Here is a 15,734-nt window from a genome sequence, read left to right as displayed (position 1 = left end):
CCAATAAAAAAGCACCTTTTTAGGTGCTTTTTTATCACTGAAATGAGCTTAGTTTGGTGTGTGATACATCAAATAAAGTTCATTCAAGTTTTCTGGAATTTCTTCTGCGAGTTCATCCATCAACTGACCATTACGACGGAAAGACTCCATTTGTGGATCTTCTTCATCAATGCCACTAAACACCATCACTGGCAAAGTCAAATCAACCAACTGTTCTTCAAATTCTGGGGTAAACCATGCTTCTTCATTTAAAAACATCGCATCCACAAAACCAACACTCCAGTCACCGAGACTTGAGTCAACATCTGCTTCTTCAATTTCAAAAGGAAACTCGATTCCTTCTTCATTGGCAAGGTTTTGGCGCAATTGCTCAAGCCACAATTTGACTTGTGCAATAATTTCACTCGGAACTTTATTTGGACTTCCATCAAACAATGCATCTAGCCAAGTATCAAATTTTGGCCCAACTGCAATGGCACATAAAAATCCATGAGTTGCCGCAAAATCTAGACCATATTCGTTTTGGTCACCATCTAAATAATCACTTAACTGATCTAAATTTAAAGAACTCATTTTGATTCCATTATTGGTTACTACTCAGGTGTGAGCATAGCATTGATCGCGATGATATCCTAAATGCTTTTACGCATCATCATCGTCCGAATCATCATCGTCGAAATCATAATCAAAGTCTTTTAACTCGCGCTCCAAACGGCGTTGCGCAAGCAAGTCATCAATTAAACGACGCTTTTCCAATGACTCTTTGGCATTGATTTTATTCGATGCCTCATCAAAGCTGACGTCATCATCGTAGTTATCATCTAGTTCAAAATCTGTAGAAGACACTTAAACTACCTCAACATAAAAATATAAATGTTTTACGCGCTATTTATCTCGACTACAGTTTTTTGTCAAGCTTTTTATGCATTTATATTTTCAGCATTCTCACCAAAATCGACTTTTTTTCAGCGTTTTTTTTGTGTATTTATTAATAATCAGTAGTTTTTCATTGCAAACTTGCATGGACTTGAAAAAATTAAAAACGACTCAATATTCATTCTACTTTAACCATGGAAAAGATCTTCAGAATTTGGGGAACAAACCATGATTTCTGAAAATTTTAAGCAAATTGTGCTATCATGCACGGTTTTTCACTGCCACAGATTCAACAAAGAGTAAGCAAAAGATGAGCGATATGCATTCCCCTACTTCTCAAGTAGCGGCTCTGATTAGCCGAGGCAAAGAGCAAGGTTACTTAACTTACGCTGAGGTTAACGATCATCTCCCAGACTCAATCACAGAAAGCGAGCAAATTGAAGACATTATCCAAATGCTTCAAGACGTGGGCATTCCTGTTCATGAACGTGCACCTGAATCTGATGACACCATGTTTGGCGAATCTGCCGAAGCTGCCGATGAAGTCGCTGAGGAAGAAGCTGCTGCGGTACTGGCTTCAGTTGAAAATGAACCTGGTCGTACCACTGACCCTGTCCGTATGTACATGCGTGAAATGGGAACAGTTGAGCTGCTTACCCGCGAAGGTGAAATTAGCATTGCAAAACGAATCGAAGAAGGAATTCGTGATGTTTTAAATGCGATTGCTTACTGGCCAAATGCAGTTGAAGTTGTCCTAAAAGAATACGAAGACTTTAATACAGGTGAACGTCGTTTAGCTGATATTTTATCGGGTTATCTTGACCCTGAAACTGATGATGATATTCCTGAGGTTCTTGAGGAAGAAGAGACCGATTTGGACGATGAGGAAGAAGAAACATCGAAACCAACCAAAGACGTCAAACTTGATGATGAAGACGAAGATGAAGAATCTGAAGGTGATGACGATTCAGAAGGTGATTCTGGTCCAGATCCTGAGGTTGCCAAAGTTCGTTTTGCTGAGCTAGAACAAGCTTGGAACTCAACCAAAGCTATTATTCAGCAACATGGTCGTAGCTCGAAAGAAGCAGATGAAGCATTATCGACACTTGCAACAGTGTTCATGATGTTCAAGTTTACGCCACGTTTGTTTGATCTTATTTCAGAAATGATTCGTGGTACGCATGACCGTATCCGTACCGCTGAACGTGAGATCATGCGTTATGCCGTTCGTCGTGGTCGTATGGATCGTACACAGTTCCGTACATCATTCCCTGGGCAAGAATCCAATACAGCTTGGTTAGATGCACAGCTTGCCAAAGTTTCTCCAGAAGTAAAACCACACCTTGAGAAAGTTCGTCCAGATGTATTGGCATTTCAACAAAAAATTGCAGATATCGAAACTGAACTTGGCTTAAACGTTCAAGAAATTAAAGATATTTCTAAACGTATGGCGATTGGTGAAGCCAAAGCTCGCCGTGCGAAAAAGGAAATGGTTGAAGCTAACTTACGTTTGGTTATCTCAATTGCGAAAAAATATACCAACCGTGGCTTACAATTCCTCGACTTGATTCAGGAAGGTAACATTGGTTTGATGAAAGCGGTTGATAAATTTGAATACCGTCGTGGTTACAAGTTCTCAACGTATGCAACATGGTGGATTCGTCAGGCAATTACTCGTTCGATTGCCGATCAGGCACGTACCATTCGTATTCCTGTGCACATGATTGAGACCATCAACAAGATCAACCGTGTATCTCGCCAGTTACTCCAAGAAATGGGACGTGAGCCAACACCTGAAGAACTCGGTGAACGTCTAGAAATGGACGAAGTGAAAGTTCGTAAAGTGCTGAAAATTGCCAAAGAACCAATTTCTATGGAAACCCCGATTGGTGATGATGAAGATTCGCATCTTGGCGATTTCATTGAAGATCAAAACATCACTTCTCCAGTAGATGCTGCGACTTCAGAAGGCTTGAAAGAAGCAACACGCGAAGTCCTTGAAAATCTGACTGAACGTGAAGCAAAAGTCTTGAAAATGCGTTTTGGTATTGATATGCCAACGGATCATACCCTTGAAGAAGTCGGTAAACAGTTTGATGTGACACGTGAACGTATCCGTCAGATTGAAGCGAAAGCATTACGTAAACTTCGTCATCCTTCACGCTCTGAACACTTGCGTTCATTCTTGGAAAATGACTAATCGGACTGCTTGATTTTTGAATCAAGCACCCCATTTTACTTATTATGCATTAAAAAACGCCTGCACTTGCAGGCGTTTCAACTCCTGAGGCAAATATGTTAGACCGCACTCCTTCTCGTGAGCTTCGTGAAGACCTTTGGGTATTTCCAATGGATTACCCCATTAAATTGATTGGCAATGCAGGTACAGAACTTCGTGTTGCCGTAGTCGAAATTTTGGTGAAACACTTTCCTGAGTTTGATGAAGCAACACTGACCGTGCAACCGTCACGTACTGGGAAATATCATTCTATTACTGCTCAACTACGTTTTGAGGAACTTGAACAAGTTCATGCGCTTTATGCAGACTTAGCAGCTTGCCCTCACATCCGAACTGCGCTTTAATCCTAAACCAGATGTCAAACATCTGGTTTTTGTTTTTCTACTTAAGGTTTTTCATCACATGGATGCTCTTCCCCTTCAGCAATCGCCAAAACTGATTATTCGTATTTTCAAAAATTTGCAGGATTACCAAAGCAAGTTTACAGAAATGAAAAGTCTGACTGAAAATCGAGAAACAGATAGCATTGATGAACTGTGGTTATTGCAACATCACGATGTTCTCACCCAAGGTCAATCTGGAAAACCTGAACACATCTTAATCAGCAGTGATATTCCTGTGGTACAGTCCGATCGTGGTGGTCAAGTCACATGGCATGGCCCTGGGCAAATGATTGCTTACTTTATGTTTGACCTCAATCGGCTAAAATGGCATGTTCGCACCTTGGTCAGCTTTGCTGAACAGCTCATGATTGATCTGCTTAAAATTTATAATATTGAAGCCTATGCAAAACCCGATGCACCTGGGGTTTATGTCGATGGGCGTAAAATTGGTTCTTTAGGTTTTAAAATTCGTCGAGGTCGTAGCTATCATGGGCTGGCACTCAATATTGACTGTGATCTTCACGGTTTCCAGACCATTAATCCTTGTGGTTATGCAGGTTTAGAGATGGTGCGTATTCAAGATCTTGTTCAAAATCATCCAAAATTTACACAACTCTGTGATGACGTGATTGAATATTTAACACAAACTCAGTACTTTAAAGAAATTGAGGTTATTCTCGAAGAATAAGTTTCTTCCTGACCTCGTTCTTATATAAATACAAAAAGGAAACTGAACGTGTTCACCAAGCCATTAAAACCCGCAATGCAGCAAGCATATGTCAAGCTCATGATGAGCGTGATTGGCAAAGGCTTGGTGGTTGCAAGCCACGTTGATCCTGAAATTCAACAAGAGATTGCTAAATTTCCTGAAAATTTCACGCTTTCCATGAAAGTTTTTCCACATGGCCCTGCTTTTATTGCCAGAGTCAATCAGCAAAAACAACTCGAACTGGTGGATGAACTAGAAGGAAAACCTGATCTTTGTATTATTTTTAAGCATCTTGAACATGCTTTTTTGGTGTTTTCATTTCAGGAAAGCACTGCACAGGCTTTTGCCAATGACCGCATGATTGCCGATGGTGACTTGTCCTATGCCATCCGCTTAGTTCGATGCCTGAATAAAATGGAATCGCTGATTTTACCAAAGCTCATTGCATCTTTAGCTGTAAAAGAATACCCAGAACAACTCGGCTTTAAAGAAAAATTTTCCAATGCCAGCCTGATCTATTTAAAACTTGCACAATCCTTTCTAAAACGGAGCGCATAAGCACATGACAAAAGCATATTATGAATTTTTCTGTCCAGTCAAAGTCATTGCAGGTCACGCTGCTTTAGAGCATATTCCTTTTGAACTCGCGACTTTAGGTGCAAAACGCCCACTGATTATTACCGATAAAGGCGTGCGTACTAATGGTTTACTTGAACCGATTGAAACAGCATTTAGCTCAACCGATGCCGAAATTGGTTTTATTTTTGATGAAGTCCCTCCCGACTCTAGTTTAGAAACAGTCAAAAAAGCTGCGGCTTATTATCGTGAACATCAATGTGATGCTCTGATTGCTGTAGGTGGTGGTTCTGTCATTGATACTGCCAAAGCGACCAATATTTTAGTGACTGAAGGTGGCGACGACTTACTTCAATATTCAGGTGCACATAATTTACCAAAACCGCTTAAACCATTTTTTGTGATACCAACAACATCAGGTACGGGTTCTGAGGTGACCATGGTGGCTGTGGTTTCCGATCCTATTAAAAATGTCAAAATGGCATTTGCCTCATATTACTTAATGCCTCATGCCGCAATTCTTGATCCACGCATGACGCAGACCTTGCCGCCTCATTTGACAGCTATGACCGCAATGGATGCCATGACCCATGCGATTGAAGCCTACACCTGTATGGCAGCTAATCCTCTAAGTGATGCCTATGCTACAGGTGCAATCAAGAAAATTAGCCAAAACCTGTTTAAAGTCTTGGAAAATCCAAAAGATGCTGAAGCACGCTTAGAACTTGCACAAGCATCAACCATGGCAGGCATTGCATTCTCTAATTCAATGGTTGGTTTGGTGCATTCTCTTGGGCATGCACTGGGTGCTGTTGCACACTTACCCCATGGTTTATGTATGAACCTCTTCTTGCCCTATGTGCTCGAATACAATAAATCGGTCAATGGCAACAAGATTGCAGAACTTTTACTCCCATTGGCTGGAGCAGATATTTATTCACAAACGCCTGCTGATCAGCGAGCAGATAAAACAATAGAAACGCTCTACAGCATTCGTGATCACTTATATGAACTGACAAAACTGCCAAGAACTTTGCAGGAAACAGGTAAAGTCAGTGAAAAACAACTGGATGATGTTGCTGAAAAAGCCCTCAATGATGGTTCTATTATTTATAACCCGAAAGAAGCTTCCTTGACGCAGTTACGTGAAATTTTACAAAAGGCTTGGTAAATTTTTACGCTTAATCCAATCAAAACGTCCAGTGCCATTGGCGCATTGGGCGTTTTTTGTTATATAAGAATAAGCTAAACCACAAAGATCGCAGAATTGGCAGAGAAATTGCTAAAGGAATACTGAAATTAATTACTGACAACCTGTATCACTTTACGATAAAGTTGCGCTCTTTGTTAAAAATATGGGGGGATCGTTCGTCCTAAACGATCCTAAAAATGATAGCTGATCCTTGATCAACGATAATGAGGATAACGCCGTTGACAAATTCTTCTGGGACTCCATCGGCAGCGAAACTGCAAAAATCACTTTTGTTGGGACATGTCATTGTTATAGGCCTTGCCTATATCCAACCAATGACTTTATTCGATACCTTCGGAATGGTATCTGAAGCCAGTGCTCAACATGTGCCCACTTCTTATTTTGTTGCCTTGCTGGCAGTGCTATTCACAGCGCTGAGCTACGGCTATATGATTAAACGCTATCCATCTTCTGGATCAGCTTATACTTACGTGCAACGCGCTGTACACCCAAATGCAGGCTTTATGGTGGGTTGGTCTTCCCTTCTCGACTATATTCTTAGCCCAATGGTCAATATTTTACTGGCTGTCATTTATTTGACGGACATGTTCCCAAGTGTCAATCATTGGGTCTGGGTCATTGGTCTAACTGCACTCATGACATGGGTCAACTTACGTGGTATTAAGTTTGTTGCCAATCTCAATGGTTTGATTGTCCTGTTCCAAATGCTCGTGATTGCTATCTTTGTTTTCTTAATTATCAAAGATTTATCTCTAGGGCATACTGCACAAAACGCAATGGGATTGTCTACAGCAAATAATGGAACTCTAGTCTCAGCATCGCCTTTTTGGAGCGACAACGCCAAACTAGGTGCATTAATTTCTGGTGCTACCATTTTATGTTTCTCATTCACAGGTTTTGATGCATTAAGCTCTTTGGCTGAAGAAACCCATGAAACAGATAAAGTATTGCCAAAAGCAATCTTCTTGACTGCACTCATTGCGGGCGTAGTCTTTATTGTTGCAACTTACTTTATGCAGCTCTATTTTCCTGGTAATCCAGCCCAATATTTCTCTGATGTCGATGCAACCCAACCTGATATCTTACGAATTGTGGGTGGGGAAATGTTCAAATCTGTGATTTTGTCATTTGCTATTGTGACTGTAATGGCATCAGGAATTTCTGCGCATGCAGGTGTTTCTCGTCTTATGTATGTGATGGGTCGTGATGGTATTTTTAGCAAAAAATATTTTGGGCACCTCAGCTCAAAAAGCAATGCACCAACATTCAACATCATTTTGGTGGGTGTAATCGCACTTTCTGCGGGTTTCACCGATCTTGACCATGTCATCAATTTGATTAGCTTTGGTGCGCTCACTGCATTTAGTTTTGTAAACCTCTGCGTGGTTTCACAATATGTATTACGTGAAGGTCGTACTAAAACCCCAGCTGATATTTGGCGCTACTTGGTCATTCCAATGTTAGGCTTTGTTTCAATCGGTGCTTTGTGGATTCAGATTAACCATACTGCATTGCAATGGGGTCTTGTGTGGGCTGTAATCGGTATTTTATTCCTTGGCTATAAAACCAAAGGCTTTAAAATTCCACCACCACAATATAAACACGACTAAGTCATCCAATAAAAAACCAGCACTAGGCTGGTTTTTTATTGCTTTCATTTTTGAGCTTGAGCTTTGAATTAGCCCACTAACTTTTCAGTAATCGTTAAAACACGCTTTGCATAGGCTTTTGCAGTATCTAAATCACCTGATGGAATTTCATCTACACTTGCATCTGCTGGAGACTGTACTAGAAGACCCACTGAACCACCTAGGTTATTGATATCTTGACGCGTTGCAGCTTTTGTATTGGCAGGTAACAAGCCTAAACTTACCCAAAGACCGCCATGCTGTGATGCTAGTGTTTGCAGTTGAATCAAGGTCACCTGTTTATCACCATTGAAACTCGCACTATTGGTAAAACCTGCGAATACTTTATCTTTCCAAGCTTGAGTGAACCACGCTTTTGAAGTCGCATCTGCAAATTTCTTAAACTGCCAAGGCGCTGTTCCCATATAGGTCGGAGCACCAAATACAATCGCATCGGCTTGGTTTAAAGTTTCCCAATCCGCTTCCTGAATATCACCATTTGCATCAATTGCAATCAGTTGTGCTGCAATTTCATTTGCAAAGGTTTCTGCAATGACTTTTGTATGACCATAACCAGAAAAATAAACCACTGCTACTTTTGCCATGAGGATTAACCTATTTTTTTATCAAAGAATCGTTCTATAATATATTTTAGAAACTAGCTGTCAATTAGTTACCTAGTAGTAACTAGATACTTAATTTACTGCCACTTGAGGTAAAATGATGAATCAAGCCCTTTGCTATAATGTATATCAGCAAGATTGCCCTGCTCGTTTATTTTTTGAAACTTTGGCAGATAAATGGGTCTTACTGATCATGAATGACCTAAAACAACAACCAAAACATTTCAATTTACTCAAAAAAGACATTCAAGGTATCTCACCGAAAGTCTTGTCACAAAAACTCAAAAAGCTAGAACGTGATGGTTTTATTCAACGTAAAGTAATCGAAACAGCTGTATTACGAGTGGAATATTCACTGACTGAGTTTGGCTGGGATTTTGCAAAAACCGCATACAAAATGAAGGAATGGGCAGAACTGAATATTGAACATGTGCTAGAAGCACAACAACGTTATGATGCGCTCAATCAAGCCGAAGCCTGATTGAGAAATCAATCTATTAGAGTGGTTTAAAACCTTGTTGACGCCAAGCTTCATAGACAATGACAGCTGTCGCATTAGACAAGTTCAAGCTACGAGAGTTTTCTGCCATGGGTAAACGAATCCACTGTTCTTGTGGAAACATCAAGCGGACATGCTCAGGCAAACCACGTGTTTCAGGCCCCATCAACAACGCCACAGGACGATTCAAATCCACAGTATGTGGTGTTGCTGAACCTTTCGTGGTCAGTGGGAAAATATGCTCAATGCCCTGACTGTGTAAGTTCTCAAGGCATTGCTCAAAATTATCCCAAATTTTCATACGAGCATATTCGTGATAGTCCAAACCAGCGCGCTTTAATTTCTTATCATCAAGCTCAAAACCCAATGGCTTGACCAGATGTAACTGAGCACCTGTATTGGCACATAAACGAATAATATTTCCTGTATTGCTTGGAATTTCAGGCTCGTACAAAACCACATGAATCACAACATTTCTCGACTTTATCTAGTGGGTTATAGCGACTATTGCCACTGTAACTGTTCACGTAAACGCACCACTTCCCCAATAATTGTCAGGGTCGGTGCATGAATTTCATATTGAGTGACTTTACTGGCAATATCAGCCAGTGTTCCGACCAATACTTTTTGCTCTGGCGTAGTACCTTTGGAAATCAGCGCCACAGGCATATCTGGACGTTGACCATGTGCAATCAGTTCTTGACTAATTTTTTCCAATCCAACCAAGCCCATATAGAGTACTAAGGTTTGGTTTTCATAAACCAGTTCATTCCAAGGGAGTTCTGGTGAACCCTCCTTTAAATGACCCGTCAGGAAACGTACACTTTGTGCATAGTCACGATGTGTAAGCGGAATCCCTGCATACGCAGAACAACCAGAAGCTGCGGTAATCCCTGGTACGACTTGGAATGGCACACCTGCTGCAAATAGTTCCTGAATTTCTTCGCCACCACGGCCAAAAATAAAGGGATCTCCACCTTTTAAGCGACAGACACGTTTGCCTTGCTGAGCATATTGTACCAAGAGCGCATTAATTCCATCCTGCGGCACACTATGGTTAGAGCGTGCTTTACCCACATAGACCTTTTCAGCATCACGGCGACACAAATCCAAGATCGGTTTAGATACCAGACGATCATAAATCACCACATCCGCTTGCTGCATAAGACGTAATGCTTTAAGGGTTAAAAGCTCTGGATCACCAGGCCCTGCACCAACCAAATACACTTCACCTTTGGGTGCAGTCCACTCAGCCAATGCCTGTTGCAGCATTTGATCAGCGACATCCAAATTATCATTAAAGACTTGCTCTTTGAGTGGGCTTGCGTACAAATCTTCCCAAAACACGCGACGTTGGTCAGGGTTCGGAATTTTTTCTTTGACCTGTTTACGCCAATGTCCTGAGAATTGGGCAAGCTTACCTAAAGCATGTGGCAGTAAAGCTTCAATTTGTGTACGGAGCTGACGAGAGAGTACAGGAGATGCACCATTTGAAGCGACAGAAACCACCAAAGGCGAACGATCAATAATGGCAGGCATCATAAAACGGCAGTGCGGAATATCATCGACACTATTAACCAGCAAATTGTGCTGTTCACCTAAAGTAAATACACGGTGATTGACTTCTGGAACATTGGTGGCTGCGATCACCAAACGATAAGGATGCAACAGATCATTTTCAGTAAATGGATGCTGTAAGAACTGTCCTGAAGATTGCTCGACGATCTCAAGCAAATTAGCATCGATTTCAGGTGCAACCACATCAATGATTGCCCCTGCCTTGTGTAACAAAACCGCTTTGCGGTAGGCAATTCGCCCACCGCCCACGATCAAACAGCGTTGCTGCTGCAACTTAAGTGAAATTGGGAAAATTTCCACAGCAAACCTCTAGTCCTTTTATCTGATCGTGTTCAAGCAAGAATCGTGCACGAAATTAATCAATATATTCCGTACCGCCCATATATGGACGTAAAACTTCAGGAACAGTAATTTTACCATCGGCTTGTTGATAGTTTTCCATCACAGCCAATAAGGTACGACCGACTGCCAAACCTGAACCATTTAAAGTATGAACCAATTCAAGTTTCTTTTGATCGACACGGTAACGTGCTTTCATGCGACGTGCTTGGAAGTCACCCATGTTTGAGCAGCTTGAAATTTCACGATACGTGTTTTGGCTTGGCACCCAAACTTCTAGATCATAAGTTTTGGTTGCACCAAAGCCCATGTCACCACCACAGAGAACGATCTTGCGATACGGCAAACCCAATGCTTGCAAGATGCCTTCGGCATGTGAAGTCAATTCTTCCAAGGCTTGCATCGAGGTTTCAGGCTTAACAATTTGCACCATTTCAACTTTGTCGAACTGATGCTGACGAATTAGACCACGTGTATCACGTCCATAAGAACCTGCTTCACTACGGAAACATGGGGTATGCGCCGTGTATTTGAGTGGTAAGCGATCTGCATCAATAATCTCATCACGAACAAAGTTAGTGATTGGCACTTCTGCTGTTGGGATCAGGTAATATTCTTTCTCACCTTTTAATTTGAATAAATCTTCTTCAAATTTAGGCAATTGACCTGTACCACGTAAAGTATCAGCATTCACCAAATAAGGCACATACGCTTCGGTATAACCATTTTTGAGGGTATGTGTGTCGAGCATGAACTGGGTCAAAGCACGTTGTAAACGAGCAAGTGGCCCTTTGAGTACACTAAAACGTGAACCTGTTAATTTGGTTGCCGTTTCAAACTCTAAACCACCCATCCACTCGCCTAGGTCAGTATGATCTTTAATTTCAAAATCAAACTCGCGAGGTGTACCCCACTTATAGACTTCGACATTATCGCTTTCATCTTTACCATTTGGCACAGATTCATCGGGCAAGTTTGGAATCGACAAGGCTTTTTGCTCGATTTCATTTTGCAATTCAGCAAGCTCAAGTTCAGCCGCTTTAATTTCATCAGAAATGGCTTGCATGCGGGTCATGATTTCGGAGGCATCGCCACCCGCTTTTTTGATTTGCCCGACTTGTTTAGCGCCTGCGTTACGTTCTGCTTGTAAGTTTTCAGTGTTCGACTGAATTTGTTTACGACGAGATTCTAAAGCCGCCCATTCTTCAACATTCAGTTGAACACCACGTTTGGCAAGCGCTGCATTTACCGCCTCAATATTATTTCTCAGTAATTTCGGGTCAATCATAACCAATCAAATTGCATAAAATAGACTGGGTATAGTGTAAGCGGTTCATTCTAAAAAATACAGTCACCTGTGATGAATCATGCAGCAGCATGTGATGTGCTCAGTTCATTTCGGTAAGTATTCGGAACGAATCAAACCTTTTGCCTGTGAATATGGCAGCGTTAACTCCGTCATTCCGTCTGAATAAGGTGCTAATTCATACAGTGGATACACAAAAACGATTCCATGCACACCAAAATAGAAGTTATCGGTAATTTCTAACTTATCTTTAGACACTTGATGCTGAGTCAACCAATTTTGATTGGCTTCATATAAGGCATTAATAAGTTTTTGCTGAACTTGAGTTTGTAACAGATCGTCAACCATAATGCGTTTTTTGGTTTTTAAATCAAAAATCACATATTCCTTGTGATACATGCCGTGGGCCGCACCTTGATTATAGGTTTCAGACTCAATCACAAAAGACGCCATGTTGGCATTTTGCCCCAAATAACGCACAGTATAGGTATTCGAACTTTGTGTTAAATGAGCTGCCTGACTCACCGTTGGCTCAGATGCAGGTGGATTAAATGCTAAAGGTAGGTCTTTTTGTAGTCGTTTCAAAAAGAACTGATCAATCCAGTCTACATTGGTTTTCACTGTAGCCAATTGATAAGCCGTACATTCGTCTTTTTCACACACTTCAACTTTAGGTAAAACAATCGGCTGAGTTTTTGCTTGAATCAAAGGAAGATCTTGCTGTTTACTTTGAGCCTGACTGGGTGCAGATGCATCTTGTGTTTGTTGTTGTGTTGAACTTCCCTCATGACAAGCTGTTAGGCTCATCATGAGCAACAATCCAATCATACCACCTAATTGTTTTGGCTTATTTTTCAACATTGCATTTCCATCACATTCAGCACTCTTGTCACTATAGGTGATTTCAGCTCACAACTATGTTGCATTCTTGCTAAACAAAAAAAACCTGCACTTGGCAGGTTTTTTTTTGATTTTAAAACACCATTATTGATCAATGATGTCTGTTCCTTTAGGCGGCGTAAAGTTAAAGGTCGATGCTGGAATCGTGGCATTTTTTATCGCATTTGAAAAACGAACTGTGGTTGTTTGTCCTAAAGAGTCATTCAGAATCATTAAGGTTGGCGCACCATTCGCACCAAAACTGATCGTTAGATTTTGGAATGCACTATCTTTGGCTTTCGGGGTCAATGTGTAATAGGTTTTGCTACGGTCTGGCTGACTCACTCGATAAGATTGCATAATCTGATTCGTATTGCCTGACAAAAGTAATGCAGGTGTATTCGCCACTTGATCACTCAGGCTTTGACGCACAGCTTGTTGCAAATCTGGATCATAAATCCAAACTGTTTTTCCTGTTGTTACAATCGTTTGCTTAGACGGTGCTGTTGTTTCCCAGAAAAATTTGCCAGGACGTTCGACTTTCATCACACCACGGAATGTCTGATTGAGATGCTGTGCGGTTAAACCTTTTTTTTGTACGGTTTTCTTGCCGTTACTTTTGGTGGTCTGTTCAAAGTTAGCACTTAAACTGTGCAAACCACTTAATTGTCTGACTAAATGTTGTGTTGCCTCTTGTTGTGAAGCAGCGACGGGTGCTGCGAAAACCGTTGTACTTACTACTGGAGCCAAAGTCACGGCACCAAGTGCCACAGCACAAAATGTTTTACGAAGCATGTTCATTGATTCACCTTTTTCTTTTAAATACAGTTGAATTGTTTGCCATACTACTCTAGATCATGCCATCTAAGAATGGAGAATATAAGCAATTTTGTATTTGTTATGCCCACTGTTTGTGAGTTTTGCTCTACTTATGAATAAAATATGAAAAATTTAATTATAAAAAAAGCCTGCAAATGCAGGCTTTTTTTTATTAAAGCTTATACAGCTTCAATTTTTACGTAGCGACGGCCAAATTGACCTTTCACTTCGAATTTCACTACGCCGTCAGCAGTAGCAAATAAAGTATGGTCGCGGCCCATACCAACATTTGCACCAGCGTGGAACTCAGTACCACGTTGACGAACGATGATGCTTCCAGCAGTTACAGTTTGACCACCGTAAGCTTTAACACCTAGCATTTTTGGGTTTGAATCACGACCGTTACGTGTCGAACCACCGGCTTTCTTGTGAGCCATGTCTCTTACTCCTCGTGATTAGCCTGAAATACCAGTAATTTTCAACTCGGTAAACCATTGACGGTGACCTTGTTGTTTACGGTAATGTTTACGACGACGCATTTTTACGATGCGGATTTTGTCGTGACGACCATGACCAACCACTTCTGCAGTTACTTTAGCGCCAGCAACAACTGGAGCACCGATTTGGATGCTTTCACCGTTTACAACCATAAGTACATCGTCAAATGTAACAGTTGAACCAGTTTCAGCTTTTAACAATTCTACTTTAAGGGTTTCACCCTCAACCACACGGTGCTGTTTACCACCGCTTTGGATTACTGCGTACATAATGTACTCCAACCAAGCCCGTGTCGTCGTGTCGATCAGGGATAATCGATCTTAAAACGAACGCCACTGGGGATATAAAGGGCTAGTATTTTAAGTAAAAAACATACAAACAACAAGTGGGCTTTTTTATTTTTAAATATAAAAAGTATTTTTATTTCAATTTGTTGTTTTTATTGTTTTTTTTATTATTATTTATAAATAAAAATCCTAGAAGTAAGAAAAACTTCTATTTTATGGTATAAAACAGGCTTTCCGTCGCACCATTTTCAGGTGCTTCTGGCAGTAAAAAGCGTTTTAAATAGATTTCAGGTTTTATGTTTATGGCCATCGATTTTAAGCAAGATATTCTCGCCCCCGTTGCTGCTGACTTTGCTGCAATGGATAAATTTATCAATGAAGGTATTAGCTCAAAAGTCGCTTTGGTCATGTCCGTAAGCAAACACGTTGTCGAAGCTGGCGGCAAGCGTATGCGCCCGATTATGTGTTTACTGGCTGCCCAAGCCTGTGGTGAAACTGACCTGACTCGGACTCAGCGTCTCGCTGCAGTCATTGAAATGTTACATACAGCAACTTTAGTGCACGATGATGTAGTCGATGAATCTAATTTGCGCCGTGGTCGTCCAACAGCCAATGCAACTTGGAATAATCAAACAGCAGTGTTGGTCGGTGATTTTCTGATTGCTCGTTCTTTTGATCTATTGGTCGATCTTAATAATATGACCTTATTAAAAGACTTCTCTACAGGTACCTGCGAAATTGCTGAGGGTGAAGTTCTGCAACTACAAGCACAGCATCAACCTGACACAACTGAAGAAACCTATCTCAATATCATTCATGGTAAAACATCGCGTTTATTTCAGTTGGCAACCGAAGGTGCTGCGATTTTGGCGGGCAAATCAGAATACCGTCAGGCACTTAAAACTTATGCAGGACACTTTGGAAATGCGTTCCAAATTATTGATGATATTTTGGACTATACCTCCGATGCTGAAACATTAGGTAAAAATATCGGCGATGATTTAATGGAAGGTAAGCCAACTTTGCCATTAATCTCAGCATTAAGCCAAACCTCAGGCGAAGAACATGAAATTATTCGTAAAAGTATCGCCACAGGTGGTTTGGCTGATTTAGAGCATGTGATTCGTATTGTGCAGAATTCTGGGGCTTTAGATTACTGTCGCTTACGTGCGCAGCAAGAAACCCAACTTGCGATTGATGCGTTAGCCATCTTACCAGACAGTGTTGCCCGTCAGGCATTACTTAACTTGGCAAATATGGCGCTGGATCGCATTCAATAATA

Annotated in this window: 18 protein-coding genes; 8 read left to right on the top strand and 10 right to left on the bottom strand. The window is 41.1% G+C overall.

Annotated elements, in window-relative coordinates; genetic code table 11:
* Positions 1-48: 48 nt before the first annotated feature.
* Both LVY74_RS12585 and LVY74_RS12580 read right to left on the bottom strand, forming a co-directional pair.
* Positions 49-573 carry a YecA/YgfB family protein gene (locus tag LVY74_RS12585; protein ID WP_111894744.1) on the bottom strand — a complete coding sequence of 175 codons (525 nt, stop codon included), beginning with the start codon at positions 571-573 and terminating at the stop codon, positions 49-51.
* Positions 574-642: 69 nt separating this feature from the next.
* The gene (locus LVY74_RS12580) at positions 643-846 is read right to left on the bottom strand and encodes a PA3496 family putative envelope integrity protein (protein ID WP_151709068.1); all 204 of its coding nucleotides are present in this window, start codon (positions 844-846) and stop codon (positions 643-645) included.
* Positions 847-1,129: 283 nt separating this feature from the next.
* Here LVY74_RS12580 and rpoD point away from each other — a divergent pair, with 283 nt between their 5' ends.
* The 6 genes from rpoD (at position 1,130) to LVY74_RS12550 (ending at position 7,606) form a co-directional block, all read left to right on the top strand.
* On the top strand, positions 1,130-3,076 hold the full coding sequence (gene rpoD / locus LVY74_RS12575; RefSeq protein WP_269091376.1) for an RNA polymerase sigma factor RpoD: 1,947 nt from the start codon (positions 1,130-1,132) through the stop codon (positions 3,074-3,076).
* A 95-nt stretch (positions 3,077-3,171) separates the two neighbouring features.
* A complete protein-coding gene (locus LVY74_RS12570) occupies positions 3,172-3,459 on the top strand; it encodes a YbeD family protein (protein WP_151709070.1) in 288 nt (95 codons plus the stop codon).
* A gap of 58 nt (positions 3,460-3,517) precedes the next feature.
* The gene (lipB, locus tag LVY74_RS12565; protein ID WP_151709071.1) at positions 3,518-4,186 is read left to right on the top strand and encodes a lipoyl(octanoyl) transferase LipB; all 669 of its coding nucleotides are present in this window, start codon (positions 3,518-3,520) and stop codon (positions 4,184-4,186) included.
* Positions 4,187-4,261: 75 nt separating this feature from the next.
* A complete protein-coding gene (locus LVY74_RS12560) occupies positions 4,262-4,765 on the top strand; it encodes a hypothetical protein (protein ID WP_237815422.1) in 504 nt (167 codons plus the stop codon).
* 4 nt (positions 4,766-4,769) lie between these two features.
* Positions 4,770-5,954 carry an iron-containing alcohol dehydrogenase gene (locus tag LVY74_RS12555; protein WP_237815352.1) on the top strand — a complete coding sequence of 395 codons (1,185 nt, stop codon included), beginning with the start codon at positions 4,770-4,772 and terminating at the stop codon, positions 5,952-5,954.
* Positions 5,955-6,199: 245 nt separating this feature from the next.
* Positions 6,200-7,606, top strand: a complete 1,407-nt coding sequence (locus LVY74_RS12550) for an APC family permease (protein WP_237815351.1) — start codon at positions 6,200-6,202, stop codon at positions 7,604-7,606.
* Positions 7,607-7,674: 68 nt separating this feature from the next.
* Here LVY74_RS12550 and LVY74_RS12545 read toward each other — a convergent pair whose 3' ends face one another.
* A complete protein-coding gene (locus LVY74_RS12545) occupies positions 7,675-8,229 on the bottom strand; it encodes a flavodoxin family protein (RefSeq protein WP_269091375.1) in 555 nt (184 codons plus the stop codon).
* 118 nt (positions 8,230-8,347) lie between these two features.
* On the opposite strand from LVY74_RS12545, the gene LVY74_RS12540 reads away from it, so the two are divergent.
* The gene (locus LVY74_RS12540; RefSeq protein ID WP_237815420.1) at positions 8,348-8,728 is read left to right on the top strand and encodes a winged helix-turn-helix transcriptional regulator; all 381 of its coding nucleotides are present in this window, start codon (positions 8,348-8,350) and stop codon (positions 8,726-8,728) included.
* Between the two features lie 16 nt (positions 8,729-8,744).
* Here LVY74_RS12540 and LVY74_RS12535 read toward each other — a convergent pair whose 3' ends face one another.
* From LVY74_RS12535 to rplU, 7 genes are all read right to left on the bottom strand, one after another.
* On the bottom strand, positions 8,745-9,215 hold the full coding sequence (locus tag LVY74_RS12535) for a tRNA (cytidine(34)-2'-O)-methyltransferase (protein ID WP_111894762.1): 471 nt from the start codon (positions 9,213-9,215) through the stop codon (positions 8,745-8,747).
* Between the two features lie 35 nt (positions 9,216-9,250).
* Positions 9,251-10,624, bottom strand: a complete 1,374-nt coding sequence (gene cysG / locus LVY74_RS12530) for a siroheme synthase CysG (RefSeq protein WP_237815350.1) — start codon at positions 10,622-10,624, stop codon at positions 9,251-9,253.
* A gap of 55 nt (positions 10,625-10,679) precedes the next feature.
* Positions 10,680-11,951, bottom strand: coding sequence for a serine--tRNA ligase (serS, locus tag LVY74_RS12525; RefSeq protein WP_237815349.1), 1,272 nt, complete (start codon positions 11,949-11,951; stop codon positions 10,680-10,682).
* 105 nt (positions 11,952-12,056) lie between these two features.
* Entirely contained in the window at positions 12,057-12,830 is a 774-nt protein-coding gene (locus LVY74_RS12520) for an RsiV family protein (protein WP_237815348.1), read from the bottom strand.
* A gap of 123 nt (positions 12,831-12,953) precedes the next feature.
* The gene (lolA, locus tag LVY74_RS12515) at positions 12,954-13,649 is read right to left on the bottom strand and encodes an outer membrane lipoprotein chaperone LolA (protein WP_151709078.1); all 696 of its coding nucleotides are present in this window, start codon (positions 13,647-13,649) and stop codon (positions 12,954-12,956) included.
* Positions 13,650-13,846: 197 nt separating this feature from the next.
* Positions 13,847-14,104 (bottom strand): 50S ribosomal protein L27, encoded by a 258-nt coding sequence (gene rpmA, locus LVY74_RS12510; RefSeq protein ID WP_004899948.1) that lies wholly within the window; start codon positions 14,102-14,104, stop codon positions 13,847-13,849.
* Between the two features lie 18 nt (positions 14,105-14,122).
* The gene (rplU, locus tag LVY74_RS12505) at positions 14,123-14,434 is read right to left on the bottom strand and encodes a 50S ribosomal protein L21 (protein WP_045792690.1); all 312 of its coding nucleotides are present in this window, start codon (positions 14,432-14,434) and stop codon (positions 14,123-14,125) included.
* Between the two features lie 320 nt (positions 14,435-14,754).
* On the opposite strand from rplU, the gene sdsA reads away from it, so the two are divergent.
* The gene (gene sdsA, locus LVY74_RS12500) at positions 14,755-15,732 is read left to right on the top strand and encodes an All-trans-nonaprenyl-diphosphate synthase (protein ID WP_237815347.1); all 978 of its coding nucleotides are present in this window, start codon (positions 14,755-14,757) and stop codon (positions 15,730-15,732) included.
* Positions 15,733-15,734 lie beyond the last annotated feature (2 nt).

The organism is Acinetobacter sp. ME22 (assembly GCF_022012315.1).
GTDB lineage: Bacteria > Pseudomonadota > Gammaproteobacteria > Pseudomonadales > Moraxellaceae > Acinetobacter > Acinetobacter brisouii_A.
Note: the sequence above shows the minus strand (reverse complement) of the source record. Positions and strands in the feature narration are given on the sequence as shown.